Below are 645 nucleotides of genomic sequence, written 5' to 3'. Positions count from 1 at the left end.
CTAAAATACTTCCTCCTACACTAGTATCACAAGCATTATCTGTATCAACTGCTGTAAAACTTACTGGATCTGGATTTGAAACTACAACTGCTGTTGACGCTCCTTCACAATCATTTACATCACGTACTCGTATCGTATAACTTCCTGCTGGTAACCCTGTAAATACATTGTTAGTTGTATTTGTTGCAAAAGCATCACCTGCTCTATAAGGTACGTTTGGTGTTCCTGTTACTTCTAACTGATACGTGTATCCGCCAAAACCATCTGCTCCGGTTGCGGTAATTGTTGCATCTGAATCTCCTGTACAACTTACTTCTTTAGTTACAACTCCTGTTACTGATAAAATGGCCGTTGGCTCATTTATTGTAAACTCATTGGTATTTATGGTACAGAATGGTGTATCTGTCATTGTTACTGCTACATAATAACTAAATCCTGTTGGGGTAGCTAATAAGCCTCCAATAGTTTCTGTTACATTTCCTACTCCTGTTCCATCTGCTGTTGTTGTTGCAGTTATGTCATTATCATCTGCTACATTACCAGGAGTACCATTATCGTCCATTACAACATAAGTGTAATTTCCTGCATATAATGTACTCGAATCAAAACTAACATCAATACTTCCGCCTGCTGCTCCAAAACACG

1 protein-coding gene is annotated in these 645 nt (G+C 38.4%); it reads right to left on the bottom strand.

Translation table 11 applies throughout. The features are described from left to right. On the bottom strand, window positions 1-645 hold a 645-nt coding region (locus BA195_RS14470; protein WP_176715003.1), incomplete at both ends, for a hypothetical protein.

Origin of the sequence: Tenacibaculum soleae (genome assembly GCF_001693415.1) — a bacterium.
Lineage (GTDB): Bacteria > Bacteroidota > Bacteroidia > Flavobacteriales > Flavobacteriaceae > Polaribacter > Polaribacter soleae.
Note: the sequence above shows the minus strand (reverse complement) of the source record. Positions and strands in the feature narration are given on the sequence as shown.